This is a genomic window from Streptomyces incanus (genome assembly GCF_042656345.1).
Taxonomy (GTDB): domain Bacteria; phylum Actinomycetota; class Actinomycetes; order Streptomycetales; family Streptomycetaceae; genus Streptomyces; species Streptomyces incanus.
In genome coordinates, this window is record NZ_JBHSPC010000010.1 from 25,142 (window position 1) to 48,402 (window position 23,261).

General features: G+C 71.0%; 24 protein-coding genes and 2 pseudogenes. 11 read left to right on the forward strand and 15 right to left on the reverse strand.

Annotated elements, in window-relative coordinates; translation table 11 throughout:
• Nucleotides 1–75: 75 nt before the first annotated feature.
• The gene (gene cds1 / locus ACFP2V_RS02705) at nucleotides 76–1,212 is read right to left on the reverse strand and encodes an L-cysteine desulfhydrase Cds1 (protein ID WP_381204823.1); all 1,137 of its coding nucleotides are present in this window, start codon (nucleotides 1,210–1,212) and stop codon (nucleotides 76–78) included.
• A gap of 359 nt (nucleotides 1,213–1,571) precedes the next feature.
• On the opposite strand from cds1, the gene ACFP2V_RS02710 reads away from it, so the two are divergent.
• Nucleotides 1,572–1,895 carry a hypothetical protein gene (locus ACFP2V_RS02710; protein ID WP_381204777.1) on the forward strand — a complete coding sequence of 108 codons (324 nt, stop codon included), beginning with the start codon at nucleotides 1,572–1,574 and terminating at the stop codon, nucleotides 1,893–1,895.
• 195 nt (nucleotides 1,896–2,090) lie between these two features.
• Complete coding sequence (locus ACFP2V_RS02715; RefSeq protein WP_381204779.1) at nucleotides 2,091–2,636, forward strand: ATP-binding protein; 546 nt, start codon at nucleotides 2,091–2,093, stop codon at nucleotides 2,634–2,636.
• Nucleotides 2,637–3,027: 391 nt separating this feature from the next.
• On the opposite strand, the gene ACFP2V_RS02720 is transcribed toward ACFP2V_RS02715, so the two are convergent.
• The 5 genes from ACFP2V_RS02720 to ACFP2V_RS02740 all read right to left on the reverse strand — a co-directional run bounded on the left by ACFP2V_RS02720 (nucleotide 3,028) and on the right by ACFP2V_RS02740 (nucleotide 7,471).
• Nucleotides 3,028–3,321, reverse strand: coding sequence for an SHOCT domain-containing protein (locus ACFP2V_RS02720; protein WP_381204781.1), 294 nt, complete (start codon nucleotides 3,319–3,321; stop codon nucleotides 3,028–3,030).
• 321 nt (nucleotides 3,322–3,642) lie between these two features.
• Nucleotides 3,643–4,065 carry a PPOX class F420-dependent oxidoreductase gene (locus tag ACFP2V_RS02725; RefSeq protein ID WP_381204783.1) on the reverse strand — a complete coding sequence of 141 codons (423 nt, stop codon included), beginning with the start codon at nucleotides 4,063–4,065 and terminating at the stop codon, nucleotides 3,643–3,645.
• Between the two features lie 111 nt (nucleotides 4,066–4,176).
• Nucleotides 4,177–5,064, reverse strand: a complete 888-nt coding sequence (locus tag ACFP2V_RS02730) for an NAD(P)-dependent oxidoreductase (protein WP_381204785.1) — start codon at nucleotides 5,062–5,064, stop codon at nucleotides 4,177–4,179.
• A 174-nt stretch (nucleotides 5,065–5,238) separates the two neighbouring features.
• The gene (locus ACFP2V_RS02735) at nucleotides 5,239–6,477 is read right to left on the reverse strand and encodes an ROK family protein (protein WP_381204787.1); all 1,239 of its coding nucleotides are present in this window, start codon (nucleotides 6,475–6,477) and stop codon (nucleotides 5,239–5,241) included.
• Between the two features lie 340 nt (nucleotides 6,478–6,817).
• Nucleotides 6,818–7,471 carry an alpha-ketoglutarate-dependent dioxygenase AlkB family protein gene (locus ACFP2V_RS02740; RefSeq protein WP_381204825.1) on the reverse strand — a complete coding sequence of 218 codons (654 nt, stop codon included), beginning with the start codon at nucleotides 7,469–7,471 and terminating at the stop codon, nucleotides 6,818–6,820.
• 85 nt (nucleotides 7,472–7,556) lie between these two features.
• Here ACFP2V_RS02740 and ACFP2V_RS02745 point away from each other — a divergent pair, with 85 nt between their 5' ends.
• Nucleotides 7,557–8,729: a methyltransferase gene (locus ACFP2V_RS02745; RefSeq protein ID WP_381204789.1), complete on the forward strand. Its 1,173-nt coding sequence runs from the start codon at nucleotides 7,557–7,559 to the stop codon at nucleotides 8,727–8,729.
• Nucleotides 8,730–8,843: 114 nt separating this feature from the next.
• On the opposite strand, the gene ACFP2V_RS02750 is transcribed toward ACFP2V_RS02745, so the two are convergent.
• Nucleotides 8,844–9,698, reverse strand: a complete 855-nt coding sequence (locus ACFP2V_RS02750) for a class II fructose-bisphosphate aldolase (RefSeq protein ID WP_381204791.1) — start codon at nucleotides 9,696–9,698, stop codon at nucleotides 8,844–8,846.
• Between the two features lie 23 nt (nucleotides 9,699–9,721).
• Entirely contained in the window at nucleotides 9,722–10,603 is an 882-nt protein-coding gene (locus ACFP2V_RS02755; RefSeq protein ID WP_381204794.1) for an SIS domain-containing protein, read from the reverse strand.
• Between the two features lie 185 nt (nucleotides 10,604–10,788).
• Here ACFP2V_RS02755 and ACFP2V_RS02760 point away from each other — a divergent pair, with 185 nt between their 5' ends.
• Together ACFP2V_RS02760 and ACFP2V_RS02765 are read left to right on the forward strand one after the other, a co-directional pair.
• The gene (locus tag ACFP2V_RS02760) at nucleotides 10,789–11,568 is read left to right on the forward strand and encodes a DeoR/GlpR family DNA-binding transcription regulator (RefSeq protein WP_381204796.1); all 780 of its coding nucleotides are present in this window, start codon (nucleotides 10,789–10,791) and stop codon (nucleotides 11,566–11,568) included.
• 106 nt (nucleotides 11,569–11,674) lie between these two features.
• A complete protein-coding gene (locus ACFP2V_RS02765; protein WP_381204798.1) occupies nucleotides 11,675–13,510 on the forward strand; it encodes a glycoside hydrolase family 15 protein in 1,836 nt (611 codons plus the stop codon).
• Nucleotides 13,511–13,513: 3 nt separating this feature from the next.
• Here ACFP2V_RS02765 and ACFP2V_RS02770 read toward each other — a convergent pair whose 3' ends face one another.
• Nucleotides 13,514–14,365, reverse strand: coding sequence for a hypothetical protein (locus tag ACFP2V_RS02770; RefSeq protein ID WP_381204800.1), 852 nt, complete (start codon nucleotides 14,363–14,365; stop codon nucleotides 13,514–13,516).
• An 88-nt stretch (nucleotides 14,366–14,453) separates the two neighbouring features.
• Here ACFP2V_RS02770 and ACFP2V_RS02775 point away from each other — a divergent pair, with 88 nt between their 5' ends.
• Nucleotides 14,454–15,119 carry a phosphatase PAP2 family protein gene (locus ACFP2V_RS02775; RefSeq protein WP_381204802.1) on the forward strand — a complete coding sequence of 222 codons (666 nt, stop codon included), beginning with the start codon at nucleotides 14,454–14,456 and terminating at the stop codon, nucleotides 15,117–15,119.
• A gap of 188 nt (nucleotides 15,120–15,307) precedes the next feature.
• Here ACFP2V_RS02775 and ACFP2V_RS02780 read toward each other — a convergent pair whose 3' ends face one another.
• The 4 genes and pseudogenes from ACFP2V_RS02780 to ACFP2V_RS02795 all read right to left on the reverse strand — a co-directional run.
• Nucleotides 15,308–15,844 carry a DUF4240 domain-containing protein gene (locus tag ACFP2V_RS02780; protein ID WP_381204804.1) on the reverse strand — a complete coding sequence of 179 codons (537 nt, stop codon included), beginning with the start codon at nucleotides 15,842–15,844 and terminating at the stop codon, nucleotides 15,308–15,310.
• 80 nt (nucleotides 15,845–15,924) lie between these two features.
• Entirely contained in the window at nucleotides 15,925–16,857 is a 933-nt protein-coding gene (locus ACFP2V_RS02785; protein ID WP_381204806.1) for a hypothetical protein, read from the reverse strand.
• Between the two features lie 88 nt (nucleotides 16,858–16,945).
• On the reverse strand, nucleotides 16,946–18,313 hold the full coding sequence (locus ACFP2V_RS02790; RefSeq protein ID WP_381204808.1) for an MATE family efflux transporter: 1,368 nt from the start codon (nucleotides 18,311–18,313) through the stop codon (nucleotides 16,946–16,948).
• 53 nt (nucleotides 18,314–18,366) lie between these two features.
• Nucleotides 18,367–18,540: pseudogene (locus ACFP2V_RS02795) on the reverse strand (IS5-like element IS4811 family transposase); the annotation flags it as partial.
• 95 nt (nucleotides 18,541–18,635) lie between these two features.
• Between ACFP2V_RS02795 and ACFP2V_RS02800 the strand changes: the two are divergent.
• Both ACFP2V_RS02800 and ACFP2V_RS02805 read left to right on the forward strand, forming a co-directional pair.
• Nucleotides 18,636–18,905 carry a hypothetical protein gene (locus ACFP2V_RS02800; RefSeq protein ID WP_381204810.1) on the forward strand — a complete coding sequence of 90 codons (270 nt, stop codon included), beginning with the start codon at nucleotides 18,636–18,638 and terminating at the stop codon, nucleotides 18,903–18,905.
• Nucleotides 18,906–19,029: 124 nt separating this feature from the next.
• Nucleotides 19,030–19,377 carry a hypothetical protein gene (locus ACFP2V_RS02805; RefSeq protein WP_381204812.1) on the forward strand — a complete coding sequence of 116 codons (348 nt, stop codon included), beginning with the start codon at nucleotides 19,030–19,032 and terminating at the stop codon, nucleotides 19,375–19,377.
• 493 nt (nucleotides 19,378–19,870) lie between these two features.
• Here ACFP2V_RS02805 and ACFP2V_RS02810 read toward each other — a convergent pair whose 3' ends face one another.
• On the reverse strand, nucleotides 19,871–20,878 hold the full coding sequence (locus tag ACFP2V_RS02810; protein ID WP_381204827.1) for an ArsR/SmtB family transcription factor: 1,008 nt from the start codon (nucleotides 20,876–20,878) through the stop codon (nucleotides 19,871–19,873).
• A gap of 56 nt (nucleotides 20,879–20,934) precedes the next feature.
• Between ACFP2V_RS02810 and ACFP2V_RS02815 the strand changes: the two genes are divergently transcribed.
• The 3 genes and pseudogenes from ACFP2V_RS02815 (at nucleotide 20,935) to ACFP2V_RS02825 (ending at nucleotide 23,047) form a co-directional block, all read left to right on the forward strand.
• Nucleotides 20,935–21,702: an SDR family NAD(P)-dependent oxidoreductase gene (locus ACFP2V_RS02815; RefSeq protein ID WP_381204814.1), complete on the forward strand. Its 768-nt coding sequence runs from the start codon at nucleotides 20,935–20,937 to the stop codon at nucleotides 21,700–21,702.
• Nucleotides 21,703–21,717: 15 nt separating this feature from the next.
• Nucleotides 21,718–22,089: pseudogene (locus tag ACFP2V_RS02820) on the forward strand (MFS transporter); the annotation flags it as partial.
• A gap of 67 nt (nucleotides 22,090–22,156) precedes the next feature.
• The gene (locus tag ACFP2V_RS02825) at nucleotides 22,157–23,047 is read left to right on the forward strand and encodes an MFS transporter (protein WP_381204816.1); all 891 of its coding nucleotides are present in this window, start codon (nucleotides 22,157–22,159) and stop codon (nucleotides 23,045–23,047) included.
• Here ACFP2V_RS02825 and ACFP2V_RS02830 read toward each other — a convergent pair.
• Nucleotides 22,965–23,192, reverse strand: coding sequence for a Tn3 family transposase (locus ACFP2V_RS02830; protein ID WP_381204818.1), 228 nt, complete (start codon nucleotides 23,190–23,192; stop codon nucleotides 22,965–22,967). The two genes, ACFP2V_RS02825 and ACFP2V_RS02830, sit on opposite strands and share 83 nt — an antisense overlap.
• Between the last annotated feature and the right edge of the window lie 69 nt (nucleotides 23,193–23,261).

The window sequence follows — 23,261 nt, forward strand, 5'->3', positions numbered from 1 at the left end:
CGACCCTTCGGCCCTTCGGCCAGAAGTCACCCGACATCACGGGATCCCGGGACCGTACGCGCGCGGCGGTCGCCGTCAGTCCGGCCAGGTTCCCGTCCGCAGCAGCGCCTCGATCGTCGCCGTGTACGGAACGATGTCCAGGCCCTGGTCGGCCAGCCAGGCGTCCGAGTAGTACTTGTCGAGGTAGCGGTCCCCCGGGTCGCACAGCAGCGTCACCACGCTCCCCTGCCGCCCCTCGGCCACCATCTCCGCGACGATCTTCAGCGCGCTCCACAGTCCGGTGCCGGTGGAACCGCCCGCCTTGCGGCCGATCGCCTGCTCCAGGAAGCGTACGGCGGCGACGGCGGCCGCGTCGGGGACCTTCATCATCCGGTCGATCGCGCCGGGCACGAAGCTCGGTTCCATCCGGGGCCGGCCGATGCCCTCGATGCGGGAGCCCCGGTCGCAGGTGACGTCCGGATCGCCGGTGGTCCAGCCCTCGAAGAAGCAGGAGTTCTCGGGGTCGGCGACGCAGACGCGGGTGTCGTACTGCATGTAGTGGACGTAGCGGGCGAGGGTCGCCGAGGTGCCGCCGGTGCCGGCCGTGGCGACGATCCAGGCGGGCTCCGGGTGGGGCTCCAACTTCAGCTGGCGGAAGGTGGATTCGGCGATGTTGTTGTTTCCCCGCCAGTCCGTGGCGCGTTCGGCGTAGGTGAACTGGTCCATGTAGTGGCCTCCGGTCTCCGCCGCGAGGGCGGCCGACGCCTCGTACATGGTGCGCGGGTCGTCCACGAAGTGGCACCGACCGCCGTGGAACTCGATCAGGCGGCACTTCTCGGCGCTCGTCGTGCGCGGCATGACGGCGATGAAGGGCACCCCGATCAGCTTCGCGAAGTACGCCTCGGACACGGCGGTCGAGCCACTGGATGCCTCGATCACCGGGCGGCCCTGACGGATCCAGCCATTGCACAGTCCGTAGAGGAAGAGCGAGCGGGCGAGCCGGTGCTTGAGGCTGCCGGTCGGGTGCGTCGACTCGTCCTTGAGGTAGAGGTGCACGCCCCACCGCTCGGGCAGCGGGAAGCGCAGCAGGTGGGTGTCGGCCGACCGGTTGGCGTCGGCCTGGACCCTGCGCACGGCTTCTTTCAGCCAGTCGCGGTAGCCGGGGTCGCTGTGATCGGCGTCGAGGGTGGTGCCGTTCGGGGCTTGCTGGGGCTGTGGGAACTGCTGGGGAATGCTCACGACAGGGCTCCTTACGCTGAGCGTGCCGACGGCGTCCCGCGCGGCCGACGCACCGATCATAGAACCCTGCGGACTGCCTCCCACCTGCATAAACGTCTCTTTGGGGAGCTCAAAGGAAGCCCTGGACCCCACCTCGCCGCCACCTTCCGGCATCCGGCATGCGGCGGTGGGGGCGCATTCGCGCGAGTGCTTCGGACGCCCCCGGAAGGGAAGCGTGCGTACTGGTGCTCAACGGCGGGGGCGGGCAGACTGCCCGCGGAGCAAGGTCCCGGACGGGAGCACACTGGATCAGGACATGAGCCGGCCCGCGGAGCACGGTCCGGTACACCGACGCGCACAAGGGGGCGGGTGGCATGGCCGAGCTGGAGTTCACGGCCAGGGGCGTGCGGATCGGCAGGCGGCTGCGGTCGCTCACCCGGGCCGGACAGGTCCGGATCAGCGACGGCAGGCTCGAGCTGCTCACCAGCTACGGAAGCGAGATCGACAGCGCGCCGGTGCAGGCCGTGCGCGCCTTCCGGCCCTGGTTCGCCCCAGGGGGCCGCGCCCTGGCCGACCTCAACGGCCACCGCTACCTGCTGACCCTGGGCGACCACGACCCGGCGCCGGGCGAGCCGGGGCCGCCCGCGGCGCGCCGCTTCATCGAGGCCGTACGCCGGGCATCGGGGCGCGACGCCTGAGATGCCCGCGAGTTGCGCCGCCCCAGGCCCTGCGTCACGCTATCCTCACGTCACTCTGGGTTTACCGGCGATAACGCTGCGAACCAGCCCGCCGGCCACGACAGCAGGCGGCCATGCCACGCAGGCACCCTGCTGGATCCGTACTCCGTGTTCTTCCGGACGCCCGTCCGGACCTGACACCGGGGAGTCGCAGCTGTGATCACTCACCCAAGCAGATACTGCACGGTGGAGCTCCAGGCTCTGCCGGCGCGGATCGGCCAGGTCCGCAGAATCGTATCTGCGCAATTGCGTTACTGGCATATGGACCCCTTGATAGACCGGGCCTCGCTCGGTGTGACGGAGCTGTTGTCCAACGTCCACCGGCACGCCCAGCCCGACAAGATCTGCACGGTCGAGTTGGAGGTGCTGCTCGACCGGCTCAAGGTCTCGGTGCGCGACCACGACCCGCGGCTGCCGGTCGTCGGGGACGCCGCTCCGCTCGCCACCTGTGGGCGCGGGCTCGCGATGGTGGCCGCGATGAGCGAGAGCTGGGGCGCCCTGCCGGACGGCGAGTTCGGCAAGGTCGTGTGGTTCACGCTGCCGGCGCCGTCCGCGGCTCCCGTCGCGGACTGGGACCACTATCCGCGGATTACCACCGGTGAGCACGCCGTGCGCCGGTTCGCGGAGGTCACGCTCGTCGAGCACGTCGTCGAGGAGCGCCGGTCCGAACCCGCTCCCGCCCGGTCCGCCGTTGTCGGCTGACCAGGCGGTGCCACCTCCGGTACGCGGTGCCTCACTCGGCGGCCCCGGTCCGGCCGACGCCCGGCGCGGGCCCCGTTCGCGGGCGGGAACGCGGACCTCCAGGGTCGGCGTGCCGGCTGTGCCCAGGACGTGATGACCCGGCCGTCGCCGGCAGCGCGTGGACCACGGGGGCACCACGCGACCTCCGCCGCGCCGCCCCGAGGTCGATCGGCCACGTGATGCTCTCCGTCACGGCAGGCGGAGGGTGACCGCCTGGACCACGAAACCCACCCGATCGCGGCGCAGCGGGGTCAGCCGGCGGTCGCCGAGGCCGCCGAGGCCGCCGAGCCGCCGAGATCCATGCCCCCGATACGGGCACGGGCCGGAGGTTGGGTCGTGGTCTCTCGGGTTGTCATGCCGCACCGTCCTTGCCATGCCGGCCGAACTCCTCGTCCAGGACGGACAGCCGCCGCCAGTACTCGTCCTCGTCGATCTCGCCGGAGGCGAAGCGGTGACCGAGCACCGCGAGGGGCGAGTTGTCCGCCCCTGTGAGCCTGCCGAAACCGTGTCCGGGGCCGCGGCGTCCGCGCCACACCGTGCGGCGCAGCAGGGCGATGCCGCCGCCGATGACCAGGGCCCAGATCAGGGGGAAGAGCAGGATCCACGGGCCGGGCCCGCCGTCGCCGAAGTGCGCCGGGGTCTGCATGATCGTTCAACTCCTCGGATGCGCGCGCCGACGTCTTTCCGTCGTGCGAAGCGTCGTGACGCGTCGTTGTGCTGCTTCGCTTCCGAGCGTCGTCCCTGAGGGGGTGCCGGGTCGTCGTACGGCCAGCGGCACTGCGCGTACCCCAGGGGGAGTACGTGGGACGGCGACGCCTGCTCCCCTCCACCCCGACTGCTGTACCTACTGGTACGTACAGTGCAGCGGCTGTCCGGCCGGGCGGCCTTGGAGGGCGGAACCGGCTCCCCCCGGGGTGCCATGGGGCGGCCCTGGGGACGGGCCCGTTCCGCTCCGGGCAGTCGAGGCTCAGGGGGACGGCTGGTCGCTGTCCTTCATCGCGCCCCAGCCGTGCCAGCGTTCGACCTCGATCCAGGCGCTGACCCGCGCCCGCACGCGGTCCGGGTACGGCTTGCCGGTGTAGTGCCGGGAGAGGCGGTCGATGTCGGCCAGCCCCTCGTCGTCCTTCAGCTCGACGGCGCGGCCGATGAGGGTGACGTGGGTGTACCAGTCGTCACCGGCCAGCACCGTGAGGGTGACGCGCGGATCGCGGCGCAGGTGCTTCAGGCGCACCCGGCCCTCGTCCAGGCTGATCAGCACGCGACCGTCCTCCCACACGTACCAGGTGGGCGTGGAGACGGGTGCGCCGTCGGAGCGGAGAGTGGCCATGACACAGGGGTTGGGGCGGCCCAGCAGGGCGTCGGCCTCGGGCGGCAGCGGGGGCTTGGACACTACGGACTCCTAGGAGGTTCTTCGGGCAGGTCCCCGGACGGTGCGTACGGGTGTTCGGGAGGGAATGCGGCGGCCGCTGAGGGCAGCGGTGCGGGCGACCGGGGCGGCCGTTCAGACGGAGGGCTCGTCGAAGCTCGCGTAGTAGGCGGCGGCCATGTCCTCGTCGCCGTGGCCCTGGGCGGCGGCGCGTTCCATACGCTCGCCGCCGGCGGTGGCCACGTCCAGGCGTACACCGTGCTGTTCGCCGGCCCGGACGATCAGACGGGCGTCCTTGGCGGCAGTGTTCACGGCGAACTGGGCCGGCGACAGCGGCCCGTCGAGGATCAGCCCCGCCTTGGCGCGGAGGTAGTCCATGTCGAGCGGGCCCTCGGCGATGAGGTCGAAGAAACCGTCGGGCTCGACGCCCAGCGCCTTGGCCAGGGCGAGGGTTTCACCCGCCGCCGACGTGACTGCGAGGACCCAGCTGTTGGCCACCAGCTTGAGGCGGGTCGCGCTGCCGGCCGCCCCGTCCTCCCCGGTCCACACGGTGCGGGCGCCGACGGCGTCGAACACCGGCGTCACCGTGTCCCGGCCCTCGGCCGGTCCGGCGGCGAGCACGGTCAGATGTCCGGCCTCGGCCGGCTGACGGGTCCCCAGCACCGGGGCGTCGTAGAAGAGCAGGCCGTGCTCGCGCGCGAAGCCGGCCAGCTCGGCGACCCCCTCGAGACCGGCGGTGGTGGACTGCGCCCAGACGCTTCCGCGCCGCAGCGCGGGTGCGGCCAGCCGCATCGTCTCCAGGGTGGCGGGACCGTCGTACAGCATGGTCAGGACGACGTCGGCGGACTCGACCGCCTCGGCGGGGGTGCCGGCGATGTGCACGCCGTCGGCCGCGAGCGGGTCGGCCTTGGCGCGGGTGCGGTTCCAGGCACGGACGGTGTGGCCGGCACGGGCGAGGTTGCGGGCCATCCCCGCACCCATGATGCCGGTGCCCAGGACGCTCACGGTGAGCTTGTCGGTCATGACCTCGGCTTTCTGTCGGTCGGTCGGGGACGTACCACTGGGCCGGTTCGCACAACCTGTTCCCGCGGCCCGCGCGTACGGCCCGTCCGTACGTCGTGGGCCGTCGTGGGTCATTGTGTGCCGGTCGGCGCAGGGTGCGCCTGTCGGCACAGGCATTCGCCTCCCGCCTGCCCGTTACGCCAGGGCCCCCAGCGGGTCGTCCAGGACCGGCTGCCAGGCGAGTTCGGCGGCACCGGCCAGGCTGTTGTGAGCCAGAGTGCACGCCAGGATGGGGACGCCACCGCTGCGGCCCCACAGGCTGCGGTCGGCGACGACGGCGCGCAGCCGGTCGGGGGCGGCGTCCAGGAGGGTGCCGTGCAGGCCGCCGAGGATGATCCTGTCCGGGTTGAGGATGTTCACCAGGCCGGCGAGGCCCAGGCCCAGGCGGTCGACGAGGGTGGCTACGGCGGAGCGGACGGCGGGGTCGTCGTCGTGCTCGCGGATCAGCGTGTCGGCCTGTTTCAGGAGGGACATCTCGGGGCCGGGTTCGCGTCCGGCCGCGGTGAGAAAGGCCAGCGGGTCCGCCTCCACGTCCAGACAGCCCCGGCTGCCGCAGTGGCAGGGGCGGCCGCCGGGGTTGACGGCGACGTGGCCGACCTCCAGGGCGAGACCGGAACTTCCGGTGTGCAGGCGGCCGTCGAGCACCAGCGCGCCGCCGACACCCCGGTGGCCGGTGGCCACGCACAGCAGGTCGCGTGCGCCGCGCCCGGCGCCGTGCCGGTGTTCGGCGAGGGCGGCGAGGTTGACGTCGTTCCCCGCGAAGGCCGGACCGTCGAGGCCGGCGGCGCGCACCTTCTCGGCGAAGATCTCCCGGACCGGGGCTCCCGCGGGCCACGCCAGGTGCATCGGGTTGAGGGCCAGCCCTTCGGGTTCGGCCATCGCGGACGGCACGGCGAGCCCTGCTCCGACGCAGCGGCGCCCGGTCTCCCGGAGCAGGTCGGCGCCGGCCGCGACGACGGAGCCGAGCACCTTCGCCGGGTCGGCGTCGACGACCTCGCATCCGGGGGCGGTGGCCACGATCCGGCCGCCGAGGCCGACCAGGGCTGCCCGGAAGCCGTCGGCGTGCACCTGCGCGGCCAGCGCCACCGGACCGTCCTCGGCGACCGAGAGCCGGTGCGAGGGGCGGCCCTGCGAGCCGGAAGCCGCGCCGGGCCGTGCGTCGACCCGGATCAGGCCGAGCGCCTCGAGTTCGGCGGCGACCGCGCCGGCCGTCGCCCGCGTCACGCCCAGCTCCGCAGTGAGCACCGCGCGGGTCGGCGCACGTCCGGTGTGCACGAGCTCCAACGCGGGCCCGAGCGCACCGCGCCCCCGGTCCAGCCGCGTCCTCGAGGTGGTCCCTTCCCCCGTCGGCCGGGGGTCCGCCTTCCCGCTCATGAGGGCGAGTCTCCCATGATCGCGACCGCGTCCGGTGAGAGCCTGTCCGGCGGATCGAGTCAGAGGAAAGCGACCGTGCCTGGACGGCGCAGGTGAGCGGGGTCTGGTGCGTGCAGCCGCACGGCGGAGGAGGGAGCCGACGCGAAGCGATGGGGGCCCCTCCTGCTCATGGAGGTCCCCCGCTCGAGCGAAGTCGAGAGTGGAGGAGGAGCCGAGTGCGGGGGAAAAGCCGGGAGCGGGGGAGAGTGACGACAACGCGGCTGGGGGCGCCCCTTGCTCGAAGAACTCGGGGGAGGGCGTGCCGGACCCCGCGTCTCCGGCATGGTCCGCCGGACAGGCCCTAACGGCCGCTGACCCGGAGTGTGATGTTCAGCCTCCCCGTCAGCCCCAGCTCCGGTGGCGCCGTGCCCGCGTGCACGCGCGGGACCCCGTGGTACGCCGACCGTGACGGCCCTCCGAAGACGAACAGGTCACCGCTGCGCAGCTCGACGTCCGTGTAGGGGCGGGTGCGGGTCTCCGGGTTGCCGAAGCGGAAGACGCAGGTGTCGCCGAGGCTCAGCGACACCACGGGCGCGTCGCTCTCCTCGTCGCTGTCACGGTGCATGCCCATGCGGGCGTCGCCGTCGTAAAAGTTGATCAGTGCGATGTCGTACACGGTCCCCGCCGGTGCCGCGTCCGTGCCGAGCGCGTCGGTCACCGCGCGGTGGCCCAGTTCGCCGAGGCCGGCGGGGAACGGCTTGACCGGGGTGCCGTCGCCGTCGACGGCGGTGCGCGCGTAGCCGTACGGGTACCAGTGCCAGCCCAGGCACACCTGCCGGGCGGTCATCGTGCCCCCTCCGGGGGTGCGGACCGTGCGCAGTCCGGCGGGCGGGCGGGCCCACGCGCGGCACGCGTCGAGCAGGGTGTGCTGTGTCCGGGCGTCCAGCCAGTCCGGCACGTGCACCGCGCCGGGCGCGACCTCGGCGCGGTGCCGGGGGAAGAGCTCGCCGTCCATGGAGTCCATCCTGCCCGACGCCTCCTCCTGCCCGACACGGTCCGAGCGGGGGCTCGGCTAGCCTGGTCACACGATGAACGACCGTATGACGACTGCGTGGGGTGCGCCGGTCCTGGCCCGCTTCCCCGAGGATCCCCGCGACAGGCTGCGCGCCTGGGACGCCTCCGACGAGTACCTGCTCGGGCATATCGACCGGGAAGAGGTGTCGCTGGACGGCACGGTCGTGGTCGTCGGGGACCGGTGGGGGGCGCTCGTCACGGCGCTCGCCGCGTACCGGCCCACGCAGATCACCGACTCCTGGCTGGGGCAGGAGGCCACCCGCGCGAACCTGGCACGGGCCGGTGTCGAGCCGGGTACGGTCCCGCTGCTCACCACGCAGGACCCGCCACCGGGACGGATCGACGTGCTGCTGGTGCGGGTGCCCAAGAGCCTGGCGCTGCTGGAGGACCAGCTGCTGCGGCTGGCGCCCGCGGTGCACGCCGGCACGGTCGTCGTCGGCACCGGCATGGTGAAGGAGATCCACACCTCGACGCTGGACCTCTTCGAGCGGATCATCGGCCCCACCCGGACCTCCCTCGCCGAGAAGAAGGCACGGCTGATCCTCTGCACACCGGACCCGGCACTGGTGCGTCCCACCGGCCCCTGGCCGTACAGCTATCGGCTGCCCGACGGCATCGGCGCGGTCTCCGGCCGGACCGTCGTCAACCACGCGGGGGTCTTCTGCGCGGACCGACTCGACATCGGCACCCGGTTCTTCCTCCAGCATCTGCCGCGGCCGCCGTCGGAGCGGCCGGGCCTGCGGGTGGTGGACCTCGGGTGCGGCAACGGCGTCGTCGGTACGGCGGTGGCGCTGGCCGACCCGCGGGCCGAGGTGCTGTTCGTGGACGAATCGTTCCAGGCGGTGGCGTCCGCGCAGGCCACGTACCAGGCCAACGGCGTACCGGGGCATGGCGAGTTCCGGGTCGGCGACGGACTGACGGGTGTGCCGGACTCCAGTGTCGACCTGGTGCTCAACAACCCCCCGTTCCACTCCCATCAGGCGACCAGCGACGCCACCGCCTGGCGCATGTTCACCGGCGCCCGGCGCGCCCTGCGCCCGGGTGGCGAGCTGTGGGTCGTCGGCAACCGGCATCTGGGCTACCACGTGAAGCTGCGACGGCTGTTCGGGAACAGCGAAGTGGTCGCGAGCGACCCGAGGTTCGTCGTCCTGAGGGCCGTGAAGGGGCAGAACGTCGTGAGGTCGGGCGGCGGTTCGTAGGGCCCTCGGCCGTCGGGCCGCCGACCAGAGGGGTTCCTGGCCGGCGGGGCGCGTCCGCGGGGCGGGGCGGTGGCGATTCGGCGGGGCGGGCCGGTGGGCCGATTCGGCGGGGGGTCAGTGGGTCGTGAGTGTCCCGATGATGTCCGCCACCGCGCGGGTCATCGCCTCGCGGCCCACCGTCAGGTAGCCGCGGGAGTCGACCGCTTCGGGGTGGGCTGCGAGGAATTCCCGGATGGCGCCGGTCATGGCGATGTTCAGCGCCGTGCCGATGTTCACCTTGGCGATGCCCGATTTGACGGCCGCAGTGAGTTCGGCGTCCGGGAGGCCGGAGGAGCCGTGCAGAACGAGGGGCACGTCCAGGGTGCCGGACAGACGTCCGAGGAGGGTGTGGTCGAGGGTGGCGGTGCGGGTGGTCATCGCGTGCGTGGTGCCGACGGCGACGGCGAGCGCGTCCACGCCCGAGTCGGCGACGAAGGCGCGGGCCCGATCGGGGTCGGTGCGGGCGCCGGGCGCGTGGGCGTCCAGCGGGGGCCTGCCGCCCTTGCCGCCGATCTCTCCCAGTTCCGCCTCGATCCACAGGCCCCTGGCGTGCGCCCAGTCGACGGCAGCCCGGGTGGCGGCAAGGTTCTCGGCATAGGGCAGCCGGGCGGCGTCGTACATCACGGAACCGAAGCCGGCCTCCGGGGCCTGGCGCAGCAGGGCGTCGCTCTGAACGTGGTCGAGGTGCAATGCGACGGGTATGGAGGCCTGTTCGGCGGCGGCGACGGCGGCGCGGGCGAGTGGCAGCAGGCGGCCGTAGCGGAACTTGACCGCGTTCTCACTGACTTGGAGGACGACGGAGGCGTTCACCGACTCGGCGCCGGCGATGACGGCTTCGATGTGTTCCAGCGTGATGACGTTGAACGAGGCGACCGCCGATCCGGCCGTGGCGGCGCGGCCGACGAGTTCGCCGGTGGTGGTGAGGGGCACGGCCTGTCCTTCGGCGGTCGGTGTCAGGAGTCGAGGACGACGGAGCGGGTGAGGTGGCGGGGGCTGTCGGGGTCGAGACCGCGGGCCGCCGCCACGGCGACGGCGAGACGCTGGGCCCGGACGAGTTCGGCCAGCGGGTCGAGGGTGCCCTGGATCCACAACCCACCGGCGTCCCGTACCTGTTGGGCGAGGCCCTCCGGCGCGTCGCCCAGCATCCAGGTGGCCGTGGAGTGGGTGGTGACGCTGATGGGACCGTGCCGGTACTCCATCGCCGGGTAGGCCTCCGTCCACGCCAGTGCGGCCTCCCGCATCTTCAGCGCGGCCTCGTTGGCGAGGCCCACGGTCCAGCCGCGGCCGAGGAAGGTGAACTGGGTGCGGTGCACGAGCCCTTCGGGCAGTGGCCGCGCGAGCGCGGTGCGCGCGTCCTCGACGGCCGTGTCGCTGTGCAGGCCGAGATGGGCGCGGAGCAGGGTGAGTGCCGTGGTCGCGAACCGGGTCTGCACGACGGAACGTTCGTCCGCGTAGTCGAGTACGACGGTCTCGTCCGCCGACGTCATCACGGGGGTCTTTGGGTCGGCGGTGAGGGCGGTGGTGCGGGTGCCGCCCTTCAACCGGTCGAGCAGGCCGAGGACTTCGGTGGTGGTGCCGGAACGGGTGAGGGCGACGACATGGTCGTAGGTACGCCCGTACGGGAACTCCGAGGCGGCGAAGGCGTCCGTCTCGCCTTGGCCCGCGGCCTCGCGCAGGGCCGCCACCGCCTGTGCCATGAAGTACGAGGTGCCGCAGCCGACGACCGCGACCCGCTCCCCGGGTGCCGGGAGCGCCCGGGTGTGCTCGGCCGCCTGCGTCGCGGCACGCGTCCAGCACTCGGGCTGACTCGTCAGCTCGTCCTCGACATGCGTCATGACCGCCCCCACCCCGCTCGGTGATTTTTCTTGCAAGATAGAGCGGGGTTTCGAGCATAATCAAGCATTCGAGCGGAAGTGGGGTGCGCTAGGGTCGCCGTAGCTCCGGAGACATCCCCAGCAGGCCCGGGACGGCCGGAGGCCCGAGGCCCGGGGACGACAGGAACCGCACGACGGGAGGGCGGATGTCGCGGGACGCCCGCTGGCAGGCACTGCTGGAACTGCTCGTCGAGCGGGGCCGGTTGGATGTCGACGAGACCGCCGCCGAGCTGGAGGTGTCGGCCGCGACGATCCGCCGGGACTTCGACCGGCTCGCCGGGCAGCAGATGCTGGTGCGCACCCGGGGCGGGGCGGTGGCGCACGGGGTGTCGTACGAGCTTCCGTTGCGTTACAAGACCGCGCGCCGCGCCTCCGAGAAGCAGCGCGTCGCCCAGGCGGTGGCAGATCTGCTCGCGCCGGGCGAGGCGGTCGGGCTGACCGGCGGTACGACCACCACGGAGGTGGCGCGCGCGCTGGCGGTGCGCGGTGATCTCGCGTCCGGGTCGCCCGCGCTGACCGTGGTGACGAACGCGCTCAACATCGCGGGCGAACTCGCCGTGCGGCCGCAGTTCAAGATCGTGGTGACGGGTGGTGTGGCGCGGGCCCAGTCGTACGAGCTGGTCGGGCCGCTCGCGGACGGCGTGCTGGAGCAGATCACGCTCGACGTGGCGGTGCTCGGTGTCGTCGCCTTCGATGTCGCGCACGGCGCGGCGGCGCACGACGAGGCGGAGGCGGCGATCAACCGGCTGCTGTGCGAGCGGGCCGAGCGGGTGATCGTGGCCGCCGACTCCAGCAAGCTGGGCCGGCGGGCGTTCGCCCGGATCTGCCCGGCCGAGTCGGTGGACATCTTGGTCACGGACTCGGCGGCGGCTCCTGAGACGGTGCGCCGGTTCGAGGAGGCGGGGCTGCGCGTCGTCGTGGCGTAACCCCTCGCCACGGACTGCCGGGCCGGCCGGATCTGCCTAGGCTGGCAGTGCGGCCACGCGGGCCGGGTCGCAGTACGGCGGTGCGGGCCGGAGCAGGGAGGCTGTGATGGACGGGACGGCCGAGGAGCGGGGTGCGTCCGGCGGGCGCCGGTACGTGCCGATCGCCGATCACGGGCTGATCGGCGACCTGCGCAGTGTGGCGCTGGTGGGGACCAACGGCACCATCGACTGGTACTGCTGTCCGGACTTCGACGCGCCGAGCGTGTTCGCCGCGATCCTGGATGCCGAGCGCGGCGGCTGCTTCGAGCTGGCGGCGGCCGTACCGGCGCGTACCAGGCAGTTCTACTTCCCCGACACCAACGTCCTGATCACCAGGTTCTTCACCGAGGACGGCGTGGGAGAGGTGCAGGACTTCATGCCTATCGCCGGGGAGTCGGTCGAGGCGGGCCGACACCGGCTGATCCGGCGGGTGGTGTGCGTACGCGGGTCCCTGCCGTTCCGGATGCGGGCGGCTCCAAGATTCGAGTACGGGACCCGGCCGCACACCCTGCGGTTGACCGACGGCATGGCGCTGTTCGCCTCCGAGGCGCTGTCCCTCGCACTCACCTCGACCGTCCCCCTGGAGGCGGACGGCCCGGACGCGTGGGCCGACTTCAAGCTCGCCGAGGGCGAGACGGCGGTGTTCGCCCTGGACCAGGTCGGCGGTGAGGTGCCCCCGCGCCGCTGCGCGCAGCGGGAGGCGGAGGACCAGTTCGGTGAGACCGTGCGGTACTGGCGGCGCTGGCTGTCCTCCTCGCGCTACCGCGGCCGCTGGCGGGAGATGGTGCACCGCTCCGCCCTCACCCTGAAGCTGCTCACCTACGCGCCGACCGGGGCGATCGTGGCGGCACCCACGACGAGTCTGCCGGAGGAGCTCGGCGGGGAACGCAACTGGGACTACCGGTACGTGTGGGTGCGGGACGCGGCCTTCTGCGTATACGCGCTGCTGCGGCTGGGCTTCTCCGAGGAGGCCAAGGCGTTCATGGGGTTCGTGTCCCGGCACATCAGCCCGGGCTCCGACCGCCCTTCCGGCCCTCTGCAGATCATGTACGGCATCGACGGCCGCACCGATCTGTCCGAGCGCGAGATCGGACAGCTGGAGGGGTACCGGGGCTCGGCGCCGGTGCGGGTCGGCAACGCGGCGGCCGACCAGTTGCAACTCGACATCTACGGGGCGTTGATCGACTCCGTCTACCTGTACGACAAGTGGGCCGAGCCGATTTCCAGCGAGCAGTGGGACCGTGTGTGCGCGCTGGTGGACTGGGTGTGCGCGCACTGGGACCAGCCCGACGAGGGGATCTGGGAGACGCGCGGCGGCCGCAAGAACTTCCTTTACTCACGGCTGATGTGCTGGGTGGCGATCGAGCGGGCCATCCGCATGGCCCATCGGCGCGGGCTGCCCGCCGACCTCCCCCACTGGCAGGCGAGCCGCGACACCGTCTACCGGCGGATCATGAGCCATTGCTGGTCCGATACGCGCCGGGCCTTCGTGCAGCACGAGGACGGCGATGTGTTGGATGCGGCGGTACTGATGATGCCGCTGGCGAAGTTCATCGCGCCGACCGACCCGAAGTGGCTGTCCACCCTGGACTCCCTCACCGAGGACCTGGTGTCGGACTCCCTGGTCTACCGGTACGACCCGCGGATGAGCCCGGATGGCCTGCGCGGCGCCGAGGGCACGTTCTCCATCTGCACGTTCTGGTATGTCGAGGCGCTGACCCGGGCCGGCCGGCTCGACGAGGCGTCCCTCGCCTTCGAGAAGATGCTGACGTACGCCAACCATCTCGGCCTGTACGCCGAGGAGATCAGCCACGGCGGGGAACAGCAGGGAAATTTTCCGCAGGCGTTCACGCATCTCTCGCTGATCAGCGCCGCGTTCAATCTGGACCGCGCTCTGGGCTGAGGTTCAGCGGCCGTGGCCTGCGCCTTGGCCGTCGCCGTCGCCGTCGCCGTCGCCGGGATGATCAGAGGTGCCGGTGTCCGGTGCGCCCGGTGCGGGAGTCCTCGTCCCCGTGTCCGTTCCCGCTTCCGCCCCCGGCTGCGTGCCCGCCCGGACCGTGAACGCCGCGGTGCGGACGGCTCCGTCGTGCTTGAAGTCCGGGAACAGCCGGTAGGTGCCGGCACTGGGCGCCGTGGCCGTGAAGGAGACCGCCGGGCCGGGCTCGGTCCTGCCGTCGCCGGGTTCGCCGTTCGGGTGGACGTGCAGGTAGGCGAGGTCTCCGGAGCGCAGGGCCACCAGATGGCCGTAGGCGCCGAGGTAGGGCTGGAGGTCGGTGACCGGCTTGCCGTCGCGGGAGACGGTCAGGTCCAGTTCGGTCCCCCACCCCGGCCGCAGTGTCCCGTCCAGTCGGACCTCGTAGCCGTCGACCCGGGCCGTGTCGCGGGGTTCGGGCAGTCGCTGCGGCCGGTAGGGGCCAAAGGCGGCGAGGTCCGCGCCGAGGGTGAGGTTCCCGGCACCCTTCTTCCTTGTCGGTCTTCGTGGTCGGCGACTCCCTCCGCCTGCGCACCTTCCGGGCGGGCTGACGGGGAGCTGCCGCTGAGCGGGAGGGCGGGGGCGGGCAGCGCACTGGGCACTCGGGCAGGCGCGGGTCGCCCGTACGGCCGTACCCAAGAGCTCGCACGTACGCGCGTACGACCGTGCGGGTGTCTGTCCGCGCCGCTCCGGACAGGCCGGTGCGGCGCGGCCGCCGGGCGTGGCAGCGGGCGTGGCAGCGGGGGCGCGCGAACGCATCGGGCTGACCGCGCGTACCGTGGGCACCTGGTGATTCCCGGTCCGCGGTGCGGGTGTGCCCAGCGGGCCCCGGACGCGCGGACCCTGCTCCACAACACCACCGCGGGAGAGACGAATGAGCGAGCCGACCACCACCGACCAGGGCGGAACCCGCCCGCTCACCACGCCTGTACCGCCTGCCGACGGCCTCCGCCGGGTGGTGGCCGCCGTCTTCAGTGATCTCAGGTCCGTCGACGGCGCCCTGTACGCGGCGGTGGCCGCCACTCCCACCCCCACCCTCGACCGGGCACTGCGCCGCCTTTCGCACGCCGCCGACCACTCGAAGATCTCGTTCGCCCTCGCCGGCGCCCTCGCCCTGGGCGGGTCGCGGTCACGCCGGGCCGCGCTCGTCGGGGTCGGGGCCATAGCTGTGGCGTCGGCGTCGGCCAACCTCCTCGGCAAGCGCCTCGTGCGCAGGGACCGGCCGGATCGGGAGGCGGCCCGGGTGACCGTGGACCGGCACGTCCCGATGCCGACATCGGCCTCCTTCCCGTCCGGGCACACCGCGTCGGCGGTCGCTTTCGCCACTGCCGTCGGTACGGTCCTGCCCGCCGCCTCCGTCCCGCTCGGCGCCCTGGCCGGCGCGGTCGGCTACTCACGCGTCCACACGGGCGTGCACTACCCGGGTGATGTCGCCGCCGGCGCGGTTCTCGGCATCGCGAGCGCGGCCACCGCCCTCGCCGTGGCATCGGCCCGCCTCCCCAACTCGTACGGGAGTTCGAGGTCGCTGCGGGGGCGGTGACGGGTGTCCGCCCCAGGGGCTGCCGCTGAAGGCCGGTCGTCGGCCCTCGGGACTGGTGGGCTCGCATGTTGGGGTGTCGCGTATTCGTCAGCGGAGATGTGTTCATGCCCTGAGGATGTGACGGACAGTGATGTTCGGGAGTCTCGCCCTCCGCTGCTTGACCTCGCCTTGTAACTACGAGCTTCCGCTTACTCCAGATAGAGAGCTGCCAAGCGGGGCAGTCGGCGAGTCATTTCGCTGTGGTCGTCGAAATCGAAGTTCCAGGTGGGGTCCAGCTCCGGGTATCGGATGGTGCACGCATCGTCAGGGAGTTGTTTGCCGGTCGCCACGAGGTGTGCGTTCCAGACGATGCTTAGCACCTCCTCGCACTCGAGATCGAGTCCGTCGGCCGCTGACGCTCGCACGATGGGCAGTTCTGCCAGGGCATCGGGGTCAGCGACTATGCGCTCGAAGGCCTCGCGTCCCTGCGCGATCAACCAGCCACGGAAGTAGTCGAAGCCGTCGTCGGAGCATCCACCGTTGATCACGTAGGCAGCGGCCCACAGAGGGTTCGTGTAGGAGTCTGCCATCAGGCCCCACAGCACCTGCTGAGCGGCGACGATCTCCTCGGCCGGGTGCGTGGCCAGCTGCGAGGTTGCCCGGCGGGCGACATCTTCGCCGTCGTCCGGGTTGGACGCCTGATTGCGGGCTGCCTCAATGAGCTGCCAGAACTGCTGTTTGTTCATGGCGGCAGAGCATGCCACCTGGTACTGACATCGGGCCGATCACGGGAGCTTGGCCCACCAGAGCAGCCACGTCGCTCCTGTCAGCGTGTGTGCTCGCCGGGCGCGTATCGGCTCCAGGTTCCGCCGGCCTCGGTGACCAGCCGGGTGGCGGTCTTGTCGTGGTAACCCAGCGCCTTCGCGATGACGGGTGCCGGGGCCTGGAGGACGAGCTGGCGGATCGCGGCGGTCCTGCCGCGCTGGGGCGGGACGCCGATCTTCCGCAGGTGGACTTGGAGGCTGACCGGATTCATCGGCTGGCCGGGCTGGCGGCCGGGGAAGAGCCATCGGGAGCTTCTGGAGTTGGCGTAGGGCAGGTGCCAGCAGGACTGGACGTATGCCCGCATCAGGTCGGCGACGGGCTCCGGAAGCGGAGACGGCGGGTCTCCCAGCCTGACGGTGACGGTGGTCGCGTCGTCGACGACGTCGTCGACAGTGAGGCGGACGATGCGGGTGACGGGTTGCGCGTAGAGGAGGACGAGCGCGGCGGCGACCCGGGCCCGCAGGGGCAAAGAGTCGTCATTGAGGGTCCGCCGGAGCATGGCGAGGCGACGGTGCTGGTGCAGTGGCGCTTGGTCCTGGGTGATGACCTGGGGCGGCAGGGTGAGGCGGGGCATCCGGCCGGTCTTCATGCACCAGCGCAGGAAGGTCTGGGCCGGGCGCCGGGTGGCCGGCTTCTCGGTGTGCCAGGCGTCGAGGTCGGCCTGCCGGCAGTGTTCGATGGTGCGGCCTCGGTCGGCGAGCCAGGTGAGGAAGGCGCCGGCCTGGGTGATCTCCTGCTTGGCCTGGTGGGTCTGGGAGCGTCCCAGCGGTCCCTTCGCCGCCGTGGCCCGCAGGCGGCGCATCTGGCGCCAGGTGGCGAAGTGCCGGAGAAGTCGGTGGTGCTCGGGGTCCTCGATGGTGGCGAGCCGTTCGGTCAGCCAGCGCTGATAGAGCAGGATTTGACGGTCGGCGCGTGGGAGGACGCCGCTGTCCATGAGCAGGTCGCGCAGGTGGTGGACGGTTCGCCAGGGTGCTTCCTGGTGCAGCCCCTCGTGGGTGAGCGGGATGCTGCCGGCGGCTCTCTCACGTGGCGGCTGGTGCGTGTTCGCGGTCCTCGGTGAATGTGCTGTGTCGGTAAAAGGAGTAGGCCTTGCTCACTGCCTGGAGGAGGTTGGCAAGGGCGAGAGCCGTCCACAGGGCGGCAAGCCCCCCGGCTGTGGCGACCGGAGCGGCGACAGCGGCCAGGACTCCGTAGCAGATGAAGGTCGACACGAAACTCGGCACGGTGCGCTTGAGACCGATGAGGCCGAAGCCGACGACTGCCTGCAGCGCGTCGGTGACGACCACGGCCAACACCAGCGGCAGAAGGTCCGTGATCTGCGGCCTCACCTCCACATCCTGGGTGAACAGCGGAACGACCCACGCACTGAGGACGATCACCGTTGCCGCGATGAACCCCACAACGGCCAGTGCCAGCCACGTCCCTGCCCGAACGCTGCGGCGGATACTCACGCGGTCGTGCTTCTCCGCATAGTCGGAGATCAGGGGGATGGTGGCCTGACCGACCGCCACCGCAGCTGTGAAGATGAGGTTGACCAGGGAGATGCCGACGCTGTGCACTGCGGCGCTGTTGGTCCCGATCCTGGCCGCCGCGAAGGTCAACACGCCCAGGACGGCGAACTTGACGAGTACCGTGCCGGCCAGCGGAATCCCTACGGCGCCCAATGTCCAGACCTGCTTCACATCAGGTCGGCCCGGATACAGAGAGCGGCCGGTCAGCACGGTAGAGCGGCGGAGTGCCACCTGGTTGACGCAGGCGCTGATCACGCTGGAGGCGAGCATGGCGACGCCTGCCCCGGTCAGGCCGTAACCCGGCAGCGGGCCGGGAGCCCCCACGAGGAGGACAGAGAGCGTGACGGATGCGGCGGTGCCGAGCAGTCCGGCCCGCATCACCAGCTTTGAGTGGCCCAGTGCCACCAGGACGGACGTGGCTGACGAGCTGACCGCGATGGCGAGCACGCTGCCGGCCAGCAGGAAGGGGAAGATCCCCAGCTGGTCGAGAACGATGCGGGGAACCCCGGCCGCTTGACCGATCAGAGGAACTGACGCGACCGCCGCCGCGGCGATGGCACCCACGGTGATCGCGAGCCACATCCCGCTGCGCACCACGGACAGGAGACGGTCAGGATCCCCCTTGCGCGGCGTGACAAATGGCATCACGCCGCGCAGCGCGCCCGCCACCGTGGCGGTAGCGGGGCTGAACACGGCCATGGCGACGGCGAAGGCCGCGAGCGTAGCGGTGGAGTGGTTGCCGAGCAGCGCGGTGTCGACCAGAGCGCCGGCTGATGCGGCGATCATCGTCAGGTACAGCGGTAGCGCTGCCGCCGCTATCCCGATCCACGTACTGCGCCCGGCCGGTCTGGTCCCCTTGCTGATCACGAGTTCGATCATCACACTGCGGGAGCCGACAGGTCAGCGGAAGTGGCGAACTCGGTCCCGCTGGCTCAGCGGGCGGGCTTCGGCTTCTCCGCCCAGCCGGGGGCGGGCTTCTTGCGAGTCAGTCGCCTGGTCATGAGGGTGATGCGTGCCCAGTTCAGGTGTGCTTCGGAGTGCTGCGGGAGGCGCTCGTAGCCGCGTGCGTTGCGGCGGGCGTTCATGCACCAGCCGATCGTGCGCTCGGCTTTGGGTGCTGTTAACGAACAGCCGATGAAGTGCCAAGTGGCTCAGCACGACGATTCGACCTGGAGTGGGTCGGCTGGTGCGGTCTGCCCGCTTGCTGGCTGGGGAGGTCGCCGGACTGCAGGGCGGCGAAGTCGGCGTGGGCGGCCTCGACGGCTTCGGGGTAGGCCCCGGACTCCCGGCTCTGTTCTCACGACGCGGGGGTGTGCTCGATCTGCTGGACGTGCTGAAGAACGCCGACTTCCTCACCGGCTTCACCGACGGGTTCGCCTCGGTGGCCGCCTACGAGCGCATCGACCGTGCCTTCCTCCAACGTTGGTACCCGTCTCTGCGGGTGTGTCCAGCCGACGACTCTGGCCCGTAATCGGCTCTGTCGGTGTGCCTACTCCCCAGTGTCTGCGCCGCCCATAGAATCGCAACGCTGGGGCGCGGACGATGGCGATCGGCGCGGGGCCGCGCACACTTGCCGAGGCGTGGAGCGAGGACGCATGGCAGAGGATCAGGTCAGCCGCAATCTCAAAGGCATGGACGATCTCGACTTCGACGGATGGAACAGGGCCGACTGGAACGGCGTGTTCGCCCACCATCACACCGACGATGTCCTGGTGGACTGGAAGGGTCAGCCGCCGACTCGCGGAGTTCAAGAGCACATCGACGCCATGAAGGTCTACGTCCAGTCGGCGGGCGGGACGCCTCCGCAGATCACGTCGCACCCCATCGCCTTCGGCTCAGGCGAGTGGACCTGCGTCATCGGCGAGTTCGAAGGCGGCGGCCGGATGGTCACCGTTGCGAAGTGGCGTGACGGCGCGATCGCCGAGGAGTACATCTGGGCCTAGCCTCGATGCTGGCTCTGTCCCGTAATCGGCTCTGGCCCACATACGTGGTGACGCCCTGTGATGACTCACCGGGTGGGGCTCGGCGTCCTCCCGTCCTCCCATGCTGCTGGGAGCGCCGATGTCGACGCCGTCACGCCGTGCCGCTCGTCGTCTCAACCGCGTCCGGGAACGCCTTCACCCGCTGGGATTACGGACGACAAGTTCAGCTGCCCTGCGTCACCACCGAATGCGGGTCAGAGCCGAGTCGCTGACACTCCCTCCGCTTCTCGGCCCGGGACCCCGGTCCGTGGCCCAGGCCGCAAGGCAGAGGTTTCCTCGCTTGGTCAGCGCGCTGGAGCACATATGCGCTGCGCTCACGCCTCCTCAAAGTGTCGTCAAACGATCGTTTGCCGACACTGGTGAGTTGGCGGACGGGTGGGGAACCTGTCAGCGGCTCGGTGGAGTGGACAGTCGCCCGGCCAGGCGGGGTTGGGCGGAGGCGGACTGCTGTTCCTCATCTGTCGTGAGTTCGCGGTCTGGTAGCGGTGGTCGTGAGTCGGTCGCCGAGTGCGCTTCTCCGGTACAGCACATGCCGTCCGTCACGTGTCCGGGCGACCAGTCCTGTGGAGTGCAGGACACGCAGGTGTTGGGAGACAGCGCTTGGGGTGACCCTGAGACGGCGGGCGAGTTCTACGGTGGGCAGCGGCTCTTCCAGGAGGCTGAGCAGTCTCGCTCGGGATGAACCGAGCAGAGACACCAGGGCGGTTGTGTCGACGGTCGGCATCTCCGAGCCCCACAGCGTGGCTACTCCCCGGCTGGGATAGACGAGGCTCGGCGACTCGTCCGGGCTGACGGGGGGCGCGGGCTTGTGTGCGAACACGGACGGCAGGAGCAACAACCCCCGGCCAGATGCCGCAACCCGGTGCCTGCTGATCATCTTGCGGATATACAGCTCTCCGCCTTGCCAGCGCAGGTTCGGGTGCATGTCGGCGAACAGCAGTCGGGCGCCCCCCAGGGCGAGCTGGCGGGCGCGGTAGGTCATGTCGGCTTCCAACACCAGTCGCATCTGTGGCCACACCGGCTCGATGGCCACCTCCCAGTACTGCCGCAGGAGATCGCAGATGGCGTCGCGGAGTCCGGCGACAGGTGCGTCTTCGGAGGCGGTGGCGTCGCGGAGCGCTTCGGGAACAGGGTCGGGTGCGTGCGTAAGCAGCAGGTCGTGGCGAACCCGAGCGCAGGACGCATGACGGACGACGGAGAGTTCTTCTTCGAAGGCTGGCGCGAAGCTCGTGGGATTCGGGGTCAGGAAGTCGGGGAGGGTACGCCGCAGGGCGACCAGGGACATCAGTAGACCGGTGTCGAGCGTGCCGAGTCTGCCGAGTACGGACCTGCGCCAAGGCAGATGCAGCGCGGACAGGCCCGGATCCTGCAGCACCCGCAGGCTGAACAGGGTTTCGTGCAGGGGTGAGAGGGCGAAGCGGGTGTCCGCGAGGTCCTCGACGCCGAGCACAAAGCTGATCATTAAGCCATACGCTACATCGATTGGCGACGCAACGTCGATGGCGTGGACTTCCTCCCATGACACACACAACTCATGTGCAGCGCACGGCGATTGTCACCGGTGCGGCACGCGGCATCGGTGCCGCGGTGGCCAGGCGCCTGGCGAGCGACGGCTTGGCGGTCGGAGTGATCGATCTGGACGAGGCGGACTGCGCCGATACGGTGGAGGCCATCACAAGTGTCGGCGGGGCAGCGCTGGCCGTCGCCGCTGATGTCGCCGACGAGGCCGCGGTCACTGCGGCCGTCGCCCGGGTCTCCGCCGCGTTCGGGCCGCCGACGGTGCTGGTCAACAACGCCGGCATCGGACCCCGTGCCGACCTTGTGGACATGACCACGCAGCAGTGGGACACGGTCTTGGGGATCAACCTCAGCGGCCCGTTCTTCGCCGCCCGGGCCGTCTGCCCGCACATGGTGTCGGCCGGTTGGGGACGCATCATCAACATGTCGAGCATCTCCGCGGTCGGTGATACTGGCCGCGTCGACTACGCCAGCGCGAAGGCGGGTTTGATCGGATTCACCAAGTCCCTCGCTTTCCAGCTCGGACCGCATGGAGTGACTGCGAACGCCATCGCGCCGGGGTTCGTCGTGAGCGACATGACCAGGGCCTCGGCCCGGCGGCTCGGCCTGAGTTTCGAGGAGTACCGGCGCAGGGCGCAGCAGTCCATCCCGGTCGGCCGGGTGGGCCTGCCTGACGACATCGCGCATACCGCCTCCTTCCTCGTAAGTCCCGGGGCGGGGTTCGTCTCCGGCCAGGTCATCTACGTAGCGGGCGGGCCGGTGGACTGACCGATGAGCCGCCGGATGGTCCTGATCCTGACTGTCACGTGCGCCGTGGCGGTGGGCAACATCTACTTTCCGCAGGCCATCGGGCCACTGGTCGCCTCCGGGCCGCATGTATCGCCCGATTCGGCCGCTGCGGTGGTGACCGCCACACAGACCGGATGCACAGCCGGGATGGTCTTACTGGTGCCGCTTGGCGACCGGCTCCCGCACCGCTCGTTCCTCGTCGCCCTCCTCGCCCTGACCGGTCTGGCACTGCTCGCTGCGGGTTGCGCACCGGCTCTACCAACCCTCATTGCCGCCAGCACCCTTGTCGGCCTGACCACCGTGGGCGCACAGATCGTCGGCCCCCTGGCGGCTGGTCTCGTGGCCGCAGACCGCCGAGGAGCGGTGATCGGCACCCTGCTGAGTGGATCGACCGGCGCCATGCTGCCGGCCCGGACCTTCAGCGGCACGCTCGGTGAGTGGCTGGGCTGGCGCGCCCCCTATCCTGGTCGCCGCGGTCCTGGCCCTGCTCCTCGCCACCGTCTTGGTGTTCGCGGTGCCGACCACAACCCCGTCCTCCCGCCAGCGGTACGCAGCGCTCCTGGCCGAGCCGCTACGCCTGCTGCGCACCGAGCCAGACCTGCGCCGCTCGTGCTTCTACCAGGCAACGGTCTTCGCCGGGTTCTCCGCGGTCTGGACCTGCCTGGCGCTCCTACTCACCGGACCGGCCTACGGGCTGGGTGCCCAGGAGGTAGGAATGATCGCCCTGGTCGGCGCGGCGACCAGGGCCTGCACCCCGTTCGCTGGCCGTCTGGTGGACCGCTACGGCCCCGATCCAGTGAACCTGGTCTGCGTGCTTGGCGTCCTCGTCTCGGCCGCGATCCTCACCATTGGTGCCCGGGGCGGCACGTTGGGTCTGGCCGCCCTGACACTCGGCACGCTGCTCCTCGACACCGCGATGCAGTCCGGCATGGTCGCCAATCAAGTCCGCGTCTACGCCCTGCGCATCGACGCCCGCAGCAGGCTCAACACCGCCTACATGACCTGTGCCTACCTGGGCGGCAGCGCAGGTTCCTGGCTCGGGGTACGCGTCTGGAGCCAGGCCGGCTGGTGGGGCGTGTGCGTGCTCGTCGCGCTGCTTGCCGCACTCGCCCTGGCCCGCCACCTACTGGCGCTGTACAAGTTCGAGGAAAGCCCGGCCAGGACCCGTGTGGCGAATGCGGATGACCACGACCACCACCCTGGCACTGGTGGAAGTGATCAGGCCTCGTACGGCGCCTCCCTTACTCGGCCTCGCCGTCGTCTGACTCGTCGTGGGCGTGGGGGTCACGCAACGGGCGCAGGCCAGGCACCGCGGGCCGGGTGAAGGCATGGCGGCCGAGGAAGTTTATGTGGTCGTACTGAAGCGGGGAGAGCCGGGCGAGCAGCTCGTCGGTGACAGGGAAGCCGTCGGCGGCGAGCTGCTCGACGGCGGCGCCGATGTAGAGAGCGGTGCAGGTGCTCCAAGACACGGAAAGAGTAGGGTGCGGATCCTTTCGAGGGAAGGCCGTTGATCAGGCGCCGAGTTGGTAAGTGTGCTT

Excerpts from the sequence above, each read along its gene's own strand:
- ACFP2V_RS02730 (WP_381204785.1), bottom strand. The coding sequence starts at position 5,064 with ATGACCGACAAGCTCACCGTGAGCGTCCTGGGCACCGGCATCATGGGT.
- ACFP2V_RS02710 (WP_381204777.1), top strand. The coding sequence starts at position 1,572 with ATGGCCGAGCTGGAGTTCACGGCCAGGGGCGTGCGGATCGGCAGGCGG.
- ACFP2V_RS02720 (WP_381204781.1), bottom strand. The coding sequence starts at position 3,321 with ATGCAGACCCCGGCGCACTTCGGCGACGGCGGGCCCGGCCCGTGGATC.
- ACFP2V_RS02790 (WP_381204808.1), bottom strand. The coding sequence starts at position 18,313 with ATGATCGAACTCGTGATCAGCAAGGGGACCAGACCGGCCGGGCGCAGT.
- ACFP2V_RS02735 (WP_381204787.1), bottom strand. The coding sequence starts at position 6,477 with ATGAGCGGGAAGGCGGACCCCCGGCCGACGGGGGAAGGGACCACCTCG.
- ACFP2V_RS02760 (WP_381204796.1), top strand. The coding sequence starts at position 10,789 with ATGTCGCGGGACGCCCGCTGGCAGGCACTGCTGGAACTGCTCGTCGAG.
- ACFP2V_RS02780 (WP_381204804.1), bottom strand. The coding sequence starts at position 15,844 with ATGAACAAACAGCAGTTCTGGCAGCTCATTGAGGCAGCCCGCAATCAG.
- ACFP2V_RS02765 (WP_381204798.1), top strand. The coding sequence starts at position 11,675 with ATGGACGGGACGGCCGAGGAGCGGGGTGCGTCCGGCGGGCGCCGGTAC.
- ACFP2V_RS02740 (WP_381204825.1), bottom strand. The coding sequence starts at position 7,471 with ATGGACGGCGAGCTCTTCCCCCGGCACCGCGCCGAGGTCGCGCCCGGC.
- ACFP2V_RS02755 (WP_381204794.1), bottom strand. The coding sequence starts at position 10,603 with ATGACGCATGTCGAGGACGAGCTGACGAGTCAGCCCGAGTGCTGGACG.
- ACFP2V_RS02775 (WP_381204802.1), top strand. The coding sequence starts at position 14,454 with ATGAGCGAGCCGACCACCACCGACCAGGGCGGAACCCGCCCGCTCACC.
- ACFP2V_RS02805 (WP_381204812.1), top strand. The coding sequence starts at position 19,030 with ATGGCAGAGGATCAGGTCAGCCGCAATCTCAAAGGCATGGACGATCTC.
- ACFP2V_RS02785 (WP_381204806.1), bottom strand. The coding sequence starts at position 16,857 with ATGGACAGCGGCGTCCTCCCACGCGCCGACCGTCAAATCCTGCTCTAT.
- ACFP2V_RS02745 (WP_381204789.1), top strand. The coding sequence starts at position 7,557 with ATGACGACTGCGTGGGGTGCGCCGGTCCTGGCCCGCTTCCCCGAGGAT.
- ACFP2V_RS02810 (WP_381204827.1), bottom strand. The coding sequence starts at position 20,878 with ATGATCAGCTTTGTGCTCGGCGTCGAGGACCTCGCGGACACCCGCTTC.
- ACFP2V_RS02815 (WP_381204814.1), top strand. The coding sequence starts at position 20,935 with ATGACACACACAACTCATGTGCAGCGCACGGCGATTGTCACCGGTGCG.